The following is a 17,820-nucleotide window of genomic DNA, read 5'->3' on the forward strand; positions in this document are numbered from 1 at the left end:
TTTACCTTCCTCCAGTTCCAAGACCGTTTACAATTTTATCAAGCATTTCATCAATCATAGTCACCATACGGGCACTAGCGTTATATGCATGCTGAAACTGAATCATATTGGTCATCTCTTCATCTAATGAAACTGCACTGGTAGACTGGCGCCTTTGCTCCACAGCTCCCTGGAGAGTTTCTGAATTACTTTTTAAGCGGTTGGCTTGTTGAGCATCTACTGACATTTGGCCAATAACAGATTGATAAAAGCCATCTAGGGAAACAGCTTGATTCCCGGAATTAATAAGCACCTTTTGACGAAATTGAGACAATAGCTGAGCATTTTGTCCATCTCCTTTGCGGCCAGTTCCATCATCTCCAGAGGAGGCCGAAGAAGCAGCAGCAATATTGTTTGTGTTTTGTTTGATTTTATCAGCAATAACAATTCTAGTTGCAGCTCCTTCTTTCTGAGAAATCTCATTAAAAAAGGACATACCAGTTTCACCATCTAGCGTGACACCTTGTTGGTGCTTATCATTAAACCAGTTCACAAATTCATATGCCATTTCATCTAAATCATTAATCATTGAAGCGTAAACACCTGTTTTATCACCACTATTATCTATATATCCAGAAGCCTCAATTAACCCTTTAAGTTTTCCTTGAGGAAATGACTCGGGATTTCGTATCTCATCCCCTATATGAATTTCCGTTACATAGGAATCTTGATTTGTTGTCAAACTGATGGCATTTACTTGATGAGTTTTCCCATCTAAAAGAGTAATAGGCCCTTGAGACGTTTGAAGCTGAACCGTTACCACTCCTTCTGACGTTGCAGAAGCGTTTCCGCTGCTTTTTGTATACTCTAAAGAAACCGGCATAAATTTAGAAATCTCATCTAGCAGCCGATCTCTTTCATCATACAAATCATTAGGCAAATAGCCATTCGGTTCTACGTTTTGTATCTGTTGGTTCACGTTATTTATTTGCTCTAGCAAAGAATTCACTTGCGTTACGGCTACGTCACGCTCGTTTTGTAAATCACCTTGAATCGTTTTTAGAGAAGTAGATAAATAAGAGAAAGTATCGCCTACTGCTTCAGCTCGTTCAATAATAACAGACCTGGCTCCTGCTTCTGAAGGGTGTGAAGCTACATCTTGAATGGACTCAAAAAATTGATTAAAAACAGCTGAAAGTCCATCTTCAGTAGGTTCATTCATAATTTCCTCCATTTTTTCAAGAGCACCAGCGCGTGCATCCCAATACCCCACTTTAATGGTTTCATCTCGATACTGGGTATCTAAAAATGTATCACGTATTCGCTCTACCGTGCTGGCTTCTACTCCCATTCCTATTTGACCCGCAGTTCCAGTCTGATTCATCCCTGGGGCTGGATAAGCTGGGAACGTTTCTAAACTTACTCGCTGACGCGTATAGCCCGGCGTATTTGCATTAGATACGTTATGGCCAATCGTGTAAAGAGCCGCTTGTTGGGCATCCATTCCTCGTTTAGCCACCTGCAAACCATGAAATGTTGAACTCATTCTGCTTTCCTCCGTTCTTTATACCTTCGAATTAAAAATAGAGTTGGACTGAAACGATCTATTATTTGTTTTTGTGTAATTGAACGAATCCTCTCGTTTCGATGGAACAAGAAGGTCTAGTTCGGTATGAATCAGCTGCAAAGACTGTGTGAGCAGCTGATTGTTCAAGTCATTTGCATACTTTATATCTTGAATGATATCTATTAGCTGTTTTTGAAAGGGTATCAAGATGGAGTATTCAGAGAATGAGCCTGCTATTTCTTCAATAGAGCGAGCAGCATGCCCGCTTTTTTCCATCGCTTCTACACGTTTTGTTTCCAGTGCAGAAATAGCAGCTATATGAGATTGCTCTTTTTGCAAAGAAGCCGTCAATGCCTTTACATCTTGTTTAATAATAAAATTCGTTTTCTCTTTAACAATGACAGACAAACTTTTGTGAAGCGTTACTTGTTTTTCTAGTATCGTTTGAATTTCTTGCACGTTCAATCAATGTCAGTCCTTTTATTTTTTATAGAAATCTACAATACTTTTAGCAATTTCTTTTCCGTTAATTTCGTATGTTCCGCTGTTAATTTGCTGTTTTAGTTTCTCCAATTTTTCAAGTCTTTCTGGAGATGGTTCATTTCCCTGAAGTTTCTTCGCCTCAGATGAAATATGAATCTGATCTTGTGGATTCTTTTTAGAGACCTGTTCTGTTTTTTCTGATTGTTTTTTGTACGGATTTATTCCAAATAAGTTCGATGGGTTAATCTTCATCTCTCTCACCTCTTTTTATATTTGTATCCGTTATCTCTATTCATTATATCGGAATTTCCACCCAAACCTTTAGCATCGGCAAGGAAGTTGAGACCATTTTCACAGTCCACCTTAAACATAGGTCTATAGATAGAGAACCTGCAAACACTCAGCACACTTTTACTCTTTTTTCCTTTCGTTAGAACGATAGGTGGGACGCGTCGGCTCTTCATTTGAACGAATCATCTCACGATTATGCTTTTCTAACCCATGTTTAATTTCTTGAGAGCATGAATGACAAAGTTTCCCTTCTCGAATCTGAGCGTTGCATTGCATGCATGGATAGCTTATATTTGGAAAATTAGTTAGTACTAAGCGACCTTGTCGAATAAATTGATGAATTAACGAATCTGAAACGCCCGTTTCTTTCATCACTTCGTAAGTCGTTGCTGTACGATTTGCTCTTTTCTTCAAGAATGAAGAAACACGTTGAAACAGAGCTTCTTCTTTGTCAAAACATGATTTACACATGTTTATTGATCCATTTTTTACAAATAAATGACCGCATTCCCTGCAATTATCTAACGTTCCCATATTCGAAACTCCTCATTTGTTTTTTATTTTACTATCGGTCAAAGTTTGAAATTATACATCTTCATGCACGAATTAAAGTGAGCGAACGAACCGAACGTGCCCCAGCTTCCTGCAAACAATTTGCCGCTTGGCGCACGGTTGCTCCCGTTGTATAAATGTCATCAATTAAGAGAAATTCTTGATTCGTAACCCTTGAGGAATCGACTACTTTAAATTCCAGCCTTTCTGTCAGCCGACTTCGCCTATTTTTCTTTGATTGCTTTGTTCCTGAACAGCGAATAAGAGGTATTTCTATATTGTCACTGAGAAGCTCAGCTAGCGCTAAGGATTGGTTAAACCCTCTCTCATATAATCTTTCGTCCGTTAAAGGTATAGGAACTAGTATAGCTTTTGGATTACATTCTTTTTTATAGAACTTATACCACTGCTCCTTGAATGCTTGGATAATTTCATAATCTCCTTGAAATTTAAAACGTTCTATTATGCTTTGCATAAAATCATTGTACGTATAAAGAGAACGGTTAGAAAAAGAAGCATTATTCCACTTCTGACAGTCCATACATGTGTCTAGCTCATAATGAGAAGGAGCCAGGTCTGCAAGGGAGCGGCCGCACCCCCTGCAAATGCTACTGCTAATGATAGAGCATCTTTGCAAGCAAACAGTGCAAATCCTGTCCATTGAAGAAGGTTTTAACAATGACCTCCAATCGAATGAAGAGACAAGAGGTTCAAAACAAATCAGACATATTGTCATTGATCAATCAGCCCTTCTTTACAAGCTAGAGCATTCATATATTTAATATGTTCTTTTGCTTTTCGCATAGACAGAGATTGCCCATAATGAAAAAAGACCACGTCGCCCGTTGGAAATTGAGCACTCCTCCCTACTCTTCCTGAAATCTGAACAAGAGCACTTTCAGTAAAAATCGTTTCTTCTGCTCCCAATACTGCAACATCTATGTTGGGAACCGTTACGCCTCGCTCTAATATTGTTGTCGTTACTAGAATAACTAGCTGCCCTTCTCTAAATTTCATTACTTTTTCTTTTCGCTGGGAATCTTCAGCATGGACACCGTCTACCTTTTCGGTCAGCTTTCGAATCATGTCTGTGATCGGAGCAATCCACTTAATTTGCGGGACGAAGATAAAACATTGTTTCCCTTCATCTATTCTTTTTTTCAGCCATTTCTCAACATTAGCAGGCAAAGTATCTGTTTTCATTTTTTTCTTCCAATTGCCACACCATTCAAACCGAGGAACAGGAATAAGCATTCGGTGATAGCGGGCTGGAATTTTAACTACTTGTTTTTTTCCTTGCTCAACGTCTTTTTTTAATGATTCACTTGGAGTCGCTGTTAAATAAATCTTTGATGCAGCGTGTTTAGCTGCTTTTGCAACAGCATAGTGCAGCATAGGCTCTGTCGAATACGGGAATGCATCTACTTCGTCAATAATCAGCACATCGAATGCTTGATAATAATGCAGAAGTTGATGAGTGGTGGAAATAATAAGAGAGGATTCATGAAAACGGTCTTCGCTGCCTCCATACATAGCCAGCACAGACATATCCGGAAATGCCGATTGAATTCTTGGCTTTAACTCAATCACTACATCTGTTCTTGGAGTAGCAATACAGACTTTCTTTCCGCTGTTCAACGCTGCTTCAATACCTTTAAATAAAATTTCCGTTTTTCCTGCTCCGCAAACAGCCCAAACTAACAGCTCTTCATCCTTTTTGATAGCTTGAATGAGTTCATTTGAAGCACGTTCTTGAGCTTTAGACAGCGTTCCTTTCCAATTCATCACGCTGCTTTTTGGCATGACATTACTTGCTGGTCCTTCCCAGTTTATAAAGGGTGTACACTCACTTACTTTGCCCATTACGATACATGCTCGGCAATAGTAGCAGTCCTGGTGACATCTACTGCATGGAAATGAAGCAAAATAAAAGGGGCTATCACTTCCACACCGGTTGCATTTATATCCGTTTTCTTTTTGGGTAAGTGCTTTTTGATAGGAAATATATCCGTTTAGATAATGTTCATGAATGAGAGATAAAGGATAGGGAATCTGGGTTAGTAGAAGCTGCTTTCCGCTTAGAGAGCGCTGAAGATCTAAAGAGTAGGGATATGAAGGATTTAAAGGTGGAGTTCTCCACGTATTGATTTTTGAGAGAGGAAAAGCAGCTGGGCTAGGTACTTGAACGGGATTTAGCAATTCTTGTTTAACAGTAAAAAGCATATCTTCATTCCTTTCCATGTTTATCGTACACATCTATACACGCAAAAAAAGGTGTTTTTTCCTGCAAAAAAACCAAATCAAATGATTTGGTTTTCAGTTACTTTTTATACCAGCCTATACCGATGGCACCTTCACCTAAATGCGTGCCAATGACAGCGCCAAAATAAGAAAGACTCCATTCAATATGAGGATATTCTTGTTCTAAGTCTCGTTGAATTTCTTTTGCTTCATTTTCACGATTAGAATGAATAACTACAGCTTTCATAGGTACGTTTTCTTTTGCATCCTCATCAAGAAGCTCGGTGATTCGTTTTAATGCTCGCTTACGCGTACGAATTTTTTCAAACGGAACAATTTTTTTAGATTCAAAATGGAGCACGGGCTTTACTTGAAGCAGACTTCCGATAATAGCCTGAGCAGCATTTAGGCGACCTCCACGCTGCAAGTGAGATAAATCATCTACCATAAAATACGCACGCATTGATAGTTTCATCTCTTCAAAACGGGCAATGATTTCGTCAGGATGTTTATTTAATCCGACCATCTCGGCTCCTTCAATCGCATAAAAGCCTTGAACCATACAGCTGATTTCTGAATCAAATACGTGCACATCAAAGTCTTCTACCATGCTACCTGCTGTCAAAGCACCCTGATACGTTCCACTAATTCCACTAGATAACGTAATAACGATAGCAGCATCGAATTGATCTCGTTTTAACTGTTCAAACAACTCTACAAATTCTCCGATAGCAGGCTGAGAAGTGGTTGGAAGATTTTTTGCTTCTTTAATTTTTTCAAAATATTGATCTGCAGTCATATCTACTTCTTCACGATATGTTTCTTCACCGAAAATAACGCTTAGCGGTACCATATGTATATGATAGTTTGATCGAATTTCCTCTGATATATAGGCGGTACTATCTGTAATAATTGCTGTTTTCATAAGATAGGGATCCATCCTTTGTTATATAAAATAATTTCACTCTATTCTACAACATTTAGGATTAAAATGCATGTAACGAGAGGTTTACCTATTAGTAAAAGCTCCCTCACGTATACATATTAATTAACAAACCTTGAATTTCTCCAACCCGCTTGAGTAAATTTAAACTGTCTTTTTCTTTTCGAAGGATATCATTTGTCAAGTCAACTAGTTTCGTATCCACTTCTTTCACTAACTTATATACTTTAGTCGTTCCTCTATGATTAAATCCTCTTTCTTCATGAAGTTCAAAACCATTTTTAACGACTTCGTTCATAAACTGCTTCACAAGCGTCTTGTATTTCCGCAAAGAATCAATAGTTTGACTTTTCACTAACTGCTTTCCCTGTTCTTCAATTTTATTTATCACTTGAGTTAAATGTTCATGAGTTAGTTCTTTTTGTTTCTTGGCCATTACTCCTGTAAATGAAACCGAACCACTTACTTCTTTTTCTCTAATGAGATTCACGGAAGAAGAAAGACTGTTAATTCGCTGTACCTCCACTATGTATCTCTCCTTTCTCTGTTAGTATACAATCCATTCAATTTAGACTTTTAGATGCGCTAGCTTGATTAGCTGAAAGTTTCGAGAGGCATCTGATGCGTGGATGTGATGATTATCCTTTAGCTAAGAATGATACTTATGTGCTGTTCATAAGAAGACAGCTTGTTTTTTCGGAGCGAAGAGGTAACTTTAGGCGTCGCTTTTAACACTTCATTCCAAGCGTTAGAAAGCTTCTTCATCATTTGTTGAACTTCACATAAAATAAACGTATCTTTTTTAAAATTAGCCCTAATTAATCGCTCAGACATATAGTTGTATAAGATATCTAACTGCTCTGCAATGATACCTGCTTGATATGTTAAACCAATTCCTAGCCGATATAAAATATCGTTGCACTGTTTAATTTTTTCATTCGCTGTAAAATAATCGCTGTGTTGAATTGCTATAACAGCGTCATCAATATTTTGAATAAATTTTTCATACATCATAGCTGTTAGCTCTTGCGGAGATTTATGATAGATTAATTCTTCCGTTATAAAATTCAGCTTCATCACCTTCTTGTCTTCTTTAAATCAGTTTTCTATTTATTCCACTAAAAGCTAACTTTTAAATTTTTTAAAGGACACCCGTTGAGGTTTGAATAAATTCTTCTACGACCTCATATGTATCCGAATGTATTAAAGACCTTTTTTTACAAGAGCATGCATCAACTTGATGGACATTGTTTTGAGGTATGGATGCTTTCGTCGAAGGTTGTAGGACCCTTAAGATTTCCTTTATGGTTAAGTGAAGTTAAAGGACGAGTAAATGTGTAAAGGTATCATCCTTTTCCTTCCTAAAAGATATTTTCTCTCCTTAACTTATCGGTTGTTTCCCTCTCTCATTAAACATGACTTTTTACCTACAATTTCAAAAGAAGTTATAAAAAGAAAAAAAAAGTCCGATATACCTAGTGGTATATCGGACTTTTGAACTTATCTTACTTCTACCCAACCGTTTTTGATTGCCACAACAACAGCTTGAGTACGATCATTTACATTCATTTTTTGCAAAATATTACTTACATGGTTTTTAACGGTTTTTTCACTAATATATAATGCTTCTCCGATTCCTCGGTTACTTTTACCATCAGCTAACAGTTGTAGCACTTCGCACTCACGACGTGTTAACAAATGTAGTGGACGGCGAATCTCAATTGGTTCGTGCGGATAAGAAGACGATTGTCCTTGAGCTGCTAGTCGACGGTACTCTTTTACTAAACTATGTGTTACTTTAGGGTGTAAATATGAACCACCTTCTGCAACTACTTTCACCGCTTCAATTAACGCATCCGCATCCATTTCTTTTAGCAGATAGCCTCGTGCCCCTGTTTGTAAGGCATGAGTTACATATGTCTCATCGTCATGGATAGATAAAATAATAACTTTAGCGTCCGGATTTACTTCTACAAGCTTTTTCGTAGCTTCTACACCATTTACAGCCGGCATGTTAATATCCATGATTACAACATCAGGTTGATGTTCTTCTACAAGGTCAATAACTTCGCTACCGTCGTCACCTTCTGCAACTACTTCAAAATCTTTTTCGAAATCTAAAATTCTTTTTACTCCTTCACGGAATAATTGGTGATCGTCGATTATGATAATTCTTGTCTGCATGTTTGATTCCTCCCCAAATCGAACAACAAATGTTTTACTCTATATTGACCCCTATTTATATACATATCTCTGCCTTTTTAAGCGGCTATAATCGGTACTTTAATCATAACAAGCGTGCCTTGGTTAATTTTCGAATGAACAGAAATAGTCCCATCTAATAAATCAACACGCTCTTTCATTCCTATTAAGCCGAACGAATTCTCTTTTTTCTCTTCTTGATCAAAACCGCAGCCGTCATCTTTGACAAGCAAAATAGCGTGTTCATTGTTAAACTCTATCTTCACTTGGATTTCCGTCGCGTCTGCATGTTTTAATGCGTTCGTTACAGCTTCTTGCACTAGACGAAACAGTGCTACTTCCAATTTTGAAGCAGTTCGCTTCTCTTGTCCAATGGAAATAAACGTAATCCGAGGCTTGCCTTCGTTATAATCTTCGATTGTATCAAGATATTTACGCAGCGTCGGAATTAGACCTAAGTCGTCAAGTGCCATCGGTCTTAAATCATATATAATTCGACGCACTTCGTATAGGGCAGAACGAACCATTTTTCGTAAATCCCGAATTTCCTCCATCGCTTCTTTTGCACTACGTTCCCGGTAAATTCGGTCAATTAATTCCGATCTCATCATAACATTTGCAAGCATTTGAGCTGGGCCGTCATGAATCTCTCTTGACAAACGTTTCCGTTCCTCTTCCTGAGCTTCAATAATTCGAAAGCCAAAATACTCTTTTTGAATAGCATCTTCTACTATTTCCCCTACTTGTTTTAAATCACTTGTTAAATAATTTAACACAACGGAAATTTGACCTACTAAGTGATCTGCACGTTTAATCGTTTCTTCCAATGTAAGCAAGCGTCTTTCTAGTTCATCTCGACGATTACGCAGCTGATATTCGCTTTGCTGATTCATCAACAGCTTGGTTTGTAACTCGTGTGCTTTTTCATAAGCATCTTTTACTTCAGGCTCTGAATAAATTTGAAAATGTCTGCTCACATCTGACAAACGCTTTCGAGCCAACCTTGCCTGAGTTTCCAATTTATCGCCTTGCTCTATCGTCTCAAGAACTTTTCCTTTTAACACTTCTAACTCTTCTTTAATTTGCTGATATTCTTGTCTGGCATCTTCAGAAAGGCGATAGACTTCATTTTTACTATCTCCCACTGTGCCAATAATCTTCTCAAAAATTTCATCAAGTGCCTTGCTTGTTAATTTATGTTTCGACATTTACTCACCCCAAACTATACTCACATTCGGAGAAATGTCTATACGTTCATGCTATATATAGTATTCGTATGACCTATCTGAATTGTGAGGATAAGATCCATATTTTCTCCCTATCTGACTTTTTATATCCAAAAAGTAACGGTTGTTTTTAGTACCCTCAAACTCGACATCAATCGACGCTTGACTCGCGTTATTTGAATAGATTACCATTTACGCTCACTCTTCAACAGTGACTAACTGCCTGTTTAAATCATTTCATTATTTAGCTATACAAGCCTGCACACTCTTTTATTATAACGTATATTCTGTATAGCTTGTTCAAGTGATATTGAATTTGATTAATTGATGTCTTTTCATAAACATTTTATACTAATAGCAAGTAAACAGTACGTAAATACCCGTTTTTCTTCTATTTATAACGCTAAGGAGGATTTTTTGATTGTTATCACAATATTATACCGTAAAACAAGAAGGTTCACATGAAATCACTATTCAAAAATCTAGATTCATTTGTCATATGAAACGTGTAACAACTGAGGAAGAAGCTCAGCAATTTATCCAAGACATTAAAAAACAGCACTGGAGTGCTACTCATAACTGTTCAGCTTACCTAATTGGAGAACGAGATCAATTTCAAAAAGCAAACGATGATGGAGAACCAAGTGGAACAGCAGGCGTACCAATGTTAGAAGTGCTCAAAAAAAGAGGCTTAAAAGATACGGTGGTCGTCGTTACGCGCTATTTCGGAGGCATTAAATTGGGCGCAGGTGGCTTGGTGCGCGCATATGGGAAATCTGTTTCCGAAGCGTTAAATGAACTAGGTACAGTGAAACGAACTCTCATGGCGGTTATGCATACAACCGTCGACTATACATGGCTTGGAAAATTAGAAAATGAGCTTCGCAGTTCCGTTTATCTATTAAAAGAAATCCACTACGCAGATATGGTAGAGATTGAAACATTTGTAGAGGAAGCTCAAACAGAAGCATTTACTGAATGGATGACCGAGCTAACAAACGGCCAAGCAGATATTCGAGCAGGTGAGACGACCTATTTAGAAGAAGATGTAGAATGAATTATTTACTCTCATTAAAAAACATTGTACAATTGATAAATAGCGCAACTATTCTGATGGTTGCGCTACTTGTCAATGAGTAAAAAACCTCGTACAGATGCATAGCTTTGACGAGTTTGATTCATACATTCCAATTTATAACACATACTAAGTGTCACAATAAGTGTTCGAATATACGAATAAAAGGAGAAACCGTATGGCTCAATATAGACGTTTTCAAAAAAGAGTAAACAAACGGAAAAGAAAACGAAGGCTTTTTACATTTTTTCTGTTACCTATCCTTATTTTAGGGCTTTCTGCAACCGCTTATGGCTCTTATTTATTTGTTAAAGCTAAAACAGTAGCTTCTGATTCTTATGAAGGACTCGGAGATCGCGATAATTCTCCTATGCGTGATCGTAAAATCGATCCCAAAAAAGATGATATATCCATTTTATTTATGGGCGTAGATGATAGTGAAACCAGGAAATTCGGAAATTCAGCCCGTACAGATGCTTTAATTTTGGCAACCTTTAACGAAACAAATAAAACCGTAAAGCTTGTAAGCATACCTCGAGATTCGCGGGTTTATATACCTGAAGTGAACAAAAAAGATAAAATTACTCATGCGCATGCTTACGGAGGTCCAAAAGCAACTGTAGAAACGGTAGAACAGCTGTTTAATGTTCCTGTTGATTACTATGTTAAAGTGAATTTTAAAGCTTTCACAGACATTGTAGACTCACTTGGAGGAATCGATTTTGATGTACCTTATGCGATGAGTGAAAAGGACTCAAAAGATCGTCATAATGCCATTGTCTTAAAACCAGGAAATCAACATTTAAACGGTGAAGAAGCATTAGCCGTTGCTCGAACACGAAAACAAGACAACGATATTGAGCGTGGAAAAAGACAACAGCAGTTGATCGAAGCTATGATTAAAAAAGCTGCATCCATCGGGTCCTTAAATAAATATGGCAATCTTATTGAAGCGGTCGGCGATAATATGAAAACGAACTTAATGTTTGGTGAAATGCTTTCGTTTTATGATTATGCTTCGAAAAAAGTTGATATTGAAACCATTAACTTAAACGGTAGTGATGAAAAAATTAACGGCGTTTACTACTTCAAACTAGATAATGATTCAGTGGAAAAAGTAAGTGAAAAGCTCCGCAAGCACTTAGGCATTGAATCAACTTCAGATACAACAGAATAATTAAAAAGACCTCTTGGATATCCAAGAGGTCTTTTTAATTAATTTTTCAAACGAAGCCCACGAACCATATTGAGGATTGGCCTGTATGTCTTATCAACTAGCCCTATCTTTTCAACGATAATTTCAATCGCTACAAGGAGGATAGCTAGTACAAGAAAAGACCCCCACATTGTTTGTACCTTTGAGAAGATAACTGCCGCTAAACCAAATATCGCACTCATTCCATAAATAATTAAAACCGTTTGTCTATGGCTGTACCCTAAGCGCAACAAACAATGATGCAAATGGGATTTATCAGGAGCCGATAGCGGTTGATTTTTTACGATTCGGCGAATAATAGCAAAGAATGTATCTGAAATTGGCACCCCTAAAATGATAACTGGAACAATGAAGGAAATGACCGCTACATTTTTAAACCCTAACAGAGACAATACAGAAATCATATAGCCTAAAAATAGTGCACCGGTATCACCCATGAAAATCTTAGCGGGGTGAAAGTTGTAAAACAAAAATCCGAGCGTACTTCCCAATACGATGAAACCCATGCTTGTCACAAACACATTGCCCATCATAATAGCCATACCCGAGATGGTAATCAATACAATAGAGGAAACGCCGGCAGCTAATCCATCCAATCCATCAATTAAATTAATAGCATTGGTAATTCCTACAATCCATAATACCGTAATTGGAATACTTAACATTCCGAATTCTAATTTTCCGCCAAACGGCAAGTTAATGAAGTCAATTTGGACTCCACCGTATACAACAACAATTAATGTCGCTATTAGCTGACCGCCTAATTTGATTTTAGCGGATAGCTCAATCATATCATCCAAGACACCGGTAATGATGATAATGATGCTTCCGATTAAAATCGGCAGCGCATATTTACTGTCAGGCTGTAAAACGAGGTATCCAATAAGAAAACTAAAAAATATCGCCAAACCTCCAAGGCGAGGCATAATTTTTTGATGAACTTTTCGTTGATTTGGTTTATCCGTTGCACCTATTTTAAACGCCAGCTTCTTAACCAGCGGAGTGATCAGAATAGATGTAATAAAACAAATAAACAAGGTCAAATATAGCATGGAGACCCTCCTCAGGTTTATGTTAACCAAAACCATAAAAAATGTATCCAACTTTATATAATTGGATAGTATTTCAAATTGCGTATCACAATAATTACTTACTTATTCCCAAAATGGATTATATCACAATGATTCTACTACTTAAATAGAAATTTATTCTCAAAAATTAGCACATTTACAAACTATCAATAGAAAAAAACTGTATTTTTTGGTGTATAAACAGCTGATTTACTTTATTGTTATGTGGTTGTTTTATGTAGAACATTTTCTTTACTATACTTTATTAAAATATAAGCGAACTCCCCCCTTTTCGTCTAATTTATTCGTCATCTCTAACTCTTTTTCCTTTTTATTAAGCATATTTAAACCTTTATTTTTATTTCACATAGCCCCACTCATTATATGAACAAACTTTTGACCTATGCATGTCCACTACTTCAAACCACATTCACTGAATCGTTGTCCTTATCTTATATCATTTAAAAGTTAAAATATAATGAAATAGACAGAGGTAAAATTAAACAAAAAAGGAATTTAATCAAAAAAATGAAACTTTTTTCGATACGGTTCGTAATACATAGTAGAAACAGCATCAATTATCTTACATAAAGGGGGTGTTGAATGAACTATGTTTGGTCTATCTGTTCAAACAGTGTATTTGTATGGATTAATTATCTGCGGAAGTCTCACCTTCTTATACATTTTATTTAGCGATTTGTTAGATGGATTATCTGAAGCGATACCTTTTTTTAACCCCACTCTTCTTTTTTCTTTTTTAACATTCTTTAGTGCCAGTGGATATTTGTTCACCTATACGTCATTGCAAAATTATTGGATTATTTCAATTTCCGCTCTTATTGCCCTTCTACTCGTTATTTTGCTCAACGTTTTTGTATTAATTCCTTTATCATCGGCTGAAGAATCTCTTGCTTTTACTGAAGATTCGTTAAAAGGAAGACTTGGTACCATTATTACTTCCGTTCCTGCAGATGGTTATGGAGAAGTATTTATCGAAGGGGTTAGCGGCACTATCTCCAAACCCGCTGCCAGCTTTAAAAACACTGCTATACCTTTAGGCAGCAAAGTGCTTGTTGTAGATATACAAAGGGGCAACGCACTCGTTGTGATTTATGAAGAAGTTATGACCAATCACTCATTATAAATAGTATTAGGGGGAGTTTTATGTTTTCAACACCTATATTAGTTGTCGTTGGAATTGTTGTTTTTTTATTAATTGCGCTGATTGCCGTATTTATTACAAAATACCGTACAGCAGGTCCGGATGAAGCGTTAATTGTAACAGGAAGCTATCTAGGAAATAAAAACGTGCACGTCGATGAATCCGGAAACCGCATTAAAATTGTTCGCGGCGGCGGTACGTTTGTGCTGCCAGTTTTTCAGCAGGCTGAGCCTCTGAGCTTGCTGTCAAGCAAACTGGAAGTATCTACACCTGAAGTATATACAGAACAAGGTGTTCCTGTTATGGCTGATGGGGTATCAATCATCAAAATTGGAGGTTCTATTTCAGAAATTGCAACGGCCGCTGAGCAGTTTTTAGGCAAAGCAAAAGAAGATCGTGAAACCGAAGCTAGAGAAGTCTTAGAAGGTCACCTTCGCTCGATTCTTGGTTCTATGACGGTAGAAGAAATTTATAAAAACCGTGAAAAATTCTCTCAAGAAGTACAGCGCGTAGCTTCACAAGATCTAGCTAAAATGGGGTTAATTATTGTATCGTTTACAATTAAAGACGTTCGGGATAAGAACGGCTATCTAGAATCTCTAGGGAAACCTCGTATTGCTCAAGTTAAGCGAGATGCTGACATTGCAACAGCTGAAGCTGAAAAAGAAACAAGAATCAAGCGTGCTGAGGCTCATAAAGATGCCCAAAAAGCGGAGCTTGAGCGAAATACAGAAATCGCGGAAGCTGAAAAGATGAATCAGTTAAAAACCGCTGAATATCGTCGCGAACAAGATATTGCCAAAGCTCGTGCTGACCAAGCATATGATCTAGAAACGGCTCGCGCAAAACAAGATGTAACAGAACAAGAAATGCAAATCCGCATTATTGAACGCCAGAAACAAATTGAATTAGAAGAAAAAGAAATTCTTCGTCGTGAACGTCAATACGATTCTGAAGTAAAGAAGAAAGCAGATGCAGATCGTTACTCTGTTGAGCAATCCGCAGAAGCTGAAAAAGCAAAACAGCTTGCTGAAGCAGACGCCAACAAATATCGAATTGAAGCAATGGCTAAAGCTGAAGCTGAACGCGTTCGAATTGATGGTTTAGCAAAAGCTGACGCTCAGCGTGCCCAAGGTGAATCTGAAGCTGATATTATCCGCTTAAAAGGTTTAGCAGAAGCAGAAGCTAAACAAAAAGTTGCGGAAGCATTCGAGCAGTTTGGTCAAGCGGCTATTTTAGATATGATTATCAAAATGCTTCCTGAATATGCAAAACAAGTTGCAAGTCCTTTAGCAAATATTGATAAAATTACGGTTGTGGATACAGGAGGCAACGGTGAAAGCAGCGGAGCTAATAAAGTGACTGGTTATGCAACAAACTTAATGTCTTCTCTTCAAGAATCGCTGAAAGCATCCTCAGGTATAGATGTAAAGGAATTGATTGAAAACTTTTCTGGAAAAGGAAATGTGCGACAAAGCTTGCACGAACTAACGGATGAAATCAAGCAACAAAACAAAAAAGAAGATATCTAAAAATAAAAAGCATGCGGATATAATCCGCATGCTTTTTTAACCTCTTAACACTCTAAGAAGAAACCTAGGCAATTCTAACTGACGCTTCCATCTCCATGGTTCTTTTAAGAGTCGATAAAGCCACTCTAAACCAAATTTTTGAAAAACAGCCGGTGCCCGGTTCAAGCGTCCTGAAATAACATCAAACGAGCCGCCTACGCCTTGATAAACAGAAGGATTAAGTTTCTCTTTATGAGCAATAATCCAATTTTCTTGCGCTGGACTGCCTAAAGCGACAAACACAATTTCTGCTCCTGAATCATTAATCGTACGTTCAATGACTTCTTCATTTTTTTCATAGCCATTTAATGTTCCAACAATTAAAATCCCTGGAAACATCTCTTCCAACTTAGCTTTGGCTTCATCTGCAATGCCAGGCTTGGCTCCGTATAAAAAAATTCTTTTACCGTTATTTGTTGCTTCTTTGCACAGCTTCAGCATCATATCAATACCCGTTACACGCTCACGAATACGTCCCTTTTTGAGCTTTGAAGCTAAAATCACACCGATTCCATCTGGAATTTGATAAGTCGCCTGGTTTAATAGTAACTTTAATTCCTTGTCTTCTTGTGCTTTCATAATTTTTTCAGGGTTGATTGCTACAATAAATGATTTTCGGCCTTTATCTATATCCTGAAGTAACTTTACCGCTAGCTCATCGTACGTGTCGCTACAAACGTCTATTCCTAAGATGTTTTCCTTCATTAAATCACCCGTATGTTGATTTTTTAGTTTTTTACAAACGAAAGACAGGCTGTTCAGCCCGTCTTTTTATAAAGTAGAAACTTTTGAATCACCAAGTAACACTACGTCAAAGCCTGCTGCTTTCCATTGATCACGCTGAATGCAGTTTTTCGTATCAAAAATAACTTTTGTACGCATATGATTTTCAACAGCTGATGGAAGAAGCTCTTTGAACTCATTATGATCTGTTAAAATAAGAATCACATCCGCATGTGCAACAGCTTCATCCAAACTTTGCGTTTGACGTTCGATTTTATTCTCTTTGATATGAGGATCAAATGCTGTGTAATCAACACCTAGCTTTTCTAAGTGATGAAGCACATCCGTTGATGGACTTTCACGCATATCATCAATATTTCCTTTAAAAGCTAAACCTAAAACAGCTACACGTCCATGTTGAATGCCCTTTTCATCTAGTAGGCTTTTCGTTTTTAACGCTGTATATTCAGGCATTGAATCATTTGTCTGACGAGAAAGAGAAATAATTTTCGCAAGTTCTGGCTGAAGCTCCGTTAAGAACCAAGGGTCAACAGCAATACAGTGGCCGCCTACACCAGGACCTGGTAAGTGGATGTTTACACGTGGATGATAGTTCGCTAATTTAATCGCTTCCCACGCATTTACACCAATTTTTTCACTGATTTTTGCCAGCTCGTTTGCAAAGGCAATGTTCACATCACGATATGTGTTTTCAATTACTTTCACCATTTCAGCTGTTGTAGCATCCGTTACGTGAATATTTCCTTTTACAAATGTTTTATAAAGCTCAACAGTCAAGCGACTGGACTCTTCGTTAATACCACCGACAATACGGTCATTATTTACTAGTTCCTCAAATACCTTTCCTGGAATAACACGTTCAGGTGAGTGAGAAACAAATAACTCACTGCCTAATTCTAAACCAGTTTCTTTTAGCACAGGTAGCATAACGTCTTCTACTGTACGCGGAGGAACTGTGGATTCTAAAATAACTAAATTTCCTTTACGAACGTAAGGAACAATTGATTTTGTCGCTTCTCGAACATAGTTCAAGTTTGCCGTTTTATCTTCATTAATTGGTGATGGTACAGCAATAATAAAAATATCCGCCTCTTCAGCTGTTGTGCCTACCGTGAAGTGGCCGTTGTCAACTGCTGATTCTAAACGTTCTTGTAAGCCGTTTTCTTCTATATGAAGCTGCTTATTTTTAATTAATTCTACTGCTTTTTCATTTACGTCGACACCATGTACATATAGGCCGTGATTGGCAAACATAACAGCTGTCGGTAAACCTATATATCCTAAACCAACTACACACAATTTCTTTGTCATTGCAGAAAATCTCCTTTATATGACATGCTTAATAAATAAAACCTATCTGATATTATATCGAAAAATGTCATTTCATGATAGCATTTATATAAAAACATGAAATAATTTCTTTTACTTATTATTATGTAACATTTTATGAGAATTCATCAATAAACGATATAACCATCTTTTGTACAACGGGCTCTAA

18 protein-coding genes are annotated in these 17,820 nt (G+C 37.3%); 4 read left to right on the forward strand and 14 right to left on the reverse strand.

The window, feature by feature from the left end:
• Position 1 precedes the first annotated feature (1 nt).
• The 11 genes from flgK to MMB69_RS22535 all read right to left on the reverse strand — a co-directional run bounded on the left by flgK (position 2) and on the right by MMB69_RS22535 (position 9,466).
• On the reverse strand, positions 2 to 1,525 hold the full coding sequence (gene flgK / locus MMB69_RS22485; protein WP_221785852.1) for a flagellar hook-associated protein FlgK: 1,524 nt from the start codon (positions 1,523 to 1,525) through the stop codon (positions 2 to 4).
• A gap of 18 nt (positions 1,526 to 1,543) precedes the next feature.
• Positions 1,544 to 2,005, reverse strand: coding sequence for a flagellar protein FlgN (locus MMB69_RS22490; RefSeq protein WP_223260217.1), 462 nt, complete (start codon positions 2,003 to 2,005; stop codon positions 1,544 to 1,546).
• Between the two features lie 21 nt (positions 2,006 to 2,026).
• Entirely contained in the window at positions 2,027 to 2,281 is a 255-nt protein-coding gene (flgM, locus tag MMB69_RS22495) for a flagellar biosynthesis anti-sigma factor FlgM (RefSeq protein ID WP_014457790.1), read from the reverse strand.
• Between the two features lie 159 nt (positions 2,282 to 2,440).
• A complete protein-coding gene (locus MMB69_RS22500) occupies positions 2,441 to 2,854 on the reverse strand; it encodes a TIGR03826 family flagellar region protein (RefSeq protein ID WP_221785853.1) in 414 nt (137 codons plus the stop codon).
• Between the two features lie 61 nt (positions 2,855 to 2,915).
• On the reverse strand, positions 2,916 to 3,413 hold the full coding sequence (locus tag MMB69_RS22505; protein WP_260507025.1) for a ComF family protein: 498 nt from the start codon (positions 3,411 to 3,413) through the stop codon (positions 2,916 to 2,918).
• A 191-nt stretch (positions 3,414 to 3,604) separates the two neighbouring features.
• Entirely contained in the window at positions 3,605 to 5,113 is a 1,509-nt protein-coding gene (locus MMB69_RS22510; protein WP_260507026.1) for an ATP-dependent helicase ComFA, read from the reverse strand.
• Between the two features lie 79 nt (positions 5,114 to 5,192).
• Entirely contained in the window at positions 5,193 to 6,038 is an 846-nt protein-coding gene (locus tag MMB69_RS22515) for a DegV family protein (RefSeq protein ID WP_221785855.1), read from the reverse strand.
• A 106-nt stretch (positions 6,039 to 6,144) separates the two neighbouring features.
• Positions 6,145 to 6,582 carry a YaaR family protein gene (locus tag MMB69_RS22520; protein ID WP_221785856.1) on the reverse strand — a complete coding sequence of 146 codons (438 nt, stop codon included), beginning with the start codon at positions 6,580 to 6,582 and terminating at the stop codon, positions 6,145 to 6,147.
• A gap of 119 nt (positions 6,583 to 6,701) precedes the next feature.
• Positions 6,702 to 7,133, reverse strand: coding sequence for a flagellar export chaperone FliS (gene fliS, locus MMB69_RS22525; RefSeq protein ID WP_221785936.1), 432 nt, complete (start codon positions 7,131 to 7,133; stop codon positions 6,702 to 6,704).
• A gap of 423 nt (positions 7,134 to 7,556) precedes the next feature.
• Positions 7,557 to 8,240: a response regulator gene (locus tag MMB69_RS22530; protein WP_013059772.1), complete on the reverse strand. Its 684-nt coding sequence runs from the start codon at positions 8,238 to 8,240 to the stop codon at positions 7,557 to 7,559.
• 77 nt (positions 8,241 to 8,317) lie between these two features.
• A complete protein-coding gene (locus MMB69_RS22535; RefSeq protein ID WP_025752518.1) occupies positions 8,318 to 9,466 on the reverse strand; it encodes a sensor histidine kinase in 1,149 nt (382 codons plus the stop codon).
• Positions 9,467 to 9,905: 439 nt separating this feature from the next.
• Between MMB69_RS22535 and MMB69_RS22540 the strand changes: the two genes are divergently transcribed.
• Both MMB69_RS22540 and MMB69_RS22545 read left to right on the forward strand, forming a co-directional pair.
• Positions 9,906 to 10,541: a YigZ family protein gene (locus MMB69_RS22540; protein WP_221785857.1), complete on the forward strand. Its 636-nt coding sequence runs from the start codon at positions 9,906 to 9,908 to the stop codon at positions 10,539 to 10,541.
• A gap of 196 nt (positions 10,542 to 10,737) precedes the next feature.
• Positions 10,738 to 11,736, forward strand: coding sequence for an LCP family protein (locus tag MMB69_RS22545; protein WP_221785858.1), 999 nt, complete (start codon positions 10,738 to 10,740; stop codon positions 11,734 to 11,736).
• Positions 11,737 to 11,774: 38 nt separating this feature from the next.
• Here MMB69_RS22545 and MMB69_RS22550 read toward each other — a convergent pair whose 3' ends face one another.
• Positions 11,775 to 12,827 (reverse strand): glycosyltransferase family 4 protein, encoded by a 1,053-nt coding sequence (locus MMB69_RS22550; protein ID WP_153252761.1) that lies wholly within the window; start codon positions 12,825 to 12,827, stop codon positions 11,775 to 11,777.
• A 628-nt stretch (positions 12,828 to 13,455) separates the two neighbouring features.
• Between MMB69_RS22550 and MMB69_RS22555 the strand changes: the two genes are divergently transcribed.
• Both MMB69_RS22555 and MMB69_RS22560 read left to right on the forward strand, forming a co-directional pair.
• Positions 13,456 to 13,989, forward strand: coding sequence for an NfeD family membrane protein (locus MMB69_RS22555; protein ID WP_013059777.1), 534 nt, complete (start codon positions 13,456 to 13,458; stop codon positions 13,987 to 13,989).
• Between the two features lie 20 nt (positions 13,990 to 14,009).
• Positions 14,010 to 15,539, forward strand: a complete 1,530-nt coding sequence (locus tag MMB69_RS22560) for a flotillin family protein (RefSeq protein ID WP_221785859.1) — start codon at positions 14,010 to 14,012, stop codon at positions 15,537 to 15,539.
• A gap of 36 nt (positions 15,540 to 15,575) precedes the next feature.
• Here MMB69_RS22560 and MMB69_RS22565 read toward each other — a convergent pair whose 3' ends face one another.
• Together MMB69_RS22565 and MMB69_RS22570 are read right to left on the reverse strand one after the other, a co-directional pair.
• Positions 15,576 to 16,283 (reverse strand): WecB/TagA/CpsF family glycosyltransferase, encoded by a 708-nt coding sequence (locus MMB69_RS22565; protein WP_221785860.1) that lies wholly within the window; start codon positions 16,281 to 16,283, stop codon positions 15,576 to 15,578.
• A gap of 66 nt (positions 16,284 to 16,349) precedes the next feature.
• Positions 16,350 to 17,633 (reverse strand): nucleotide sugar dehydrogenase, encoded by a 1,284-nt coding sequence (locus MMB69_RS22570; RefSeq protein ID WP_014457779.1) that lies wholly within the window; start codon positions 17,631 to 17,633, stop codon positions 16,350 to 16,352.
• Positions 17,634 to 17,820: the final 187 nt, after the last annotated feature.

This window comes from Priestia sp. P5 (assembly GCF_029522155.1).
Taxonomy (GTDB): domain Bacteria; phylum Bacillota; class Bacilli; order Bacillales; family Bacillaceae_H; genus Priestia; species Priestia megaterium_E.